This window comes from Mesorhizobium sp. M6A.T.Ce.TU.016.01.1.1 (assembly GCF_003997065.1).
In the GTDB taxonomy this organism is placed as follows: domain Bacteria; phylum Pseudomonadota; class Alphaproteobacteria; order Rhizobiales; family Rhizobiaceae; genus Mesorhizobium; species Mesorhizobium mediterraneum.
On record NZ_RZTJ01000160.1, the window covers coordinates 1 to 414 of the forward strand.

Annotated in this window: 1 protein-coding gene; it reads right to left on the reverse strand. The window is 56.0% G+C overall.

Annotated features, from left to right (window positions below):
- Nucleotides 1-278: hypothetical protein (locus EOC94_RS33750; protein ID WP_148128477.1), on the reverse strand; the 278-nt coding region annotated here is incomplete at its 3' end.
- Nucleotides 279-414 lie beyond the last annotated feature (136 nt).

Sequence of the window (414 nt, forward strand, 5' to 3'; positions counted from 1 at the left end):
ACCTGTTGCCGTTGATCGTCGCGCGGAGGCAACTGACCGGTGATGAGCCGGACACCGTCGGGATCTCGGCCAACAGCGAATTGCTGTTCTGGGTCGATACGATCGTAGTCGATTATGAGCCGCGATCCGTCGAACTGCTCCCGCATCGATTCGTCGTTCGGAAAGTCACCATCGGAGAGGGCTTTGAACCGCGCCCAATCGTCTATGCGAGCCGCGTCAAGCAGGTTGACGATGCGGCTGCGCTCTTGAGGTGTCAGAAAGAGCTTCTGGCTTTGCATATCCTGATCTCATTTGCCGTAAACGTAGCGGTAGAGGATATCGCTATCCATTGTGCCGCCCAAGTTTACAACGGATGTCCTGTCGAAGCCGCTTGCCTTGACAAATCCGGCCTCCCATGCGCTTTTCGCGCAAATT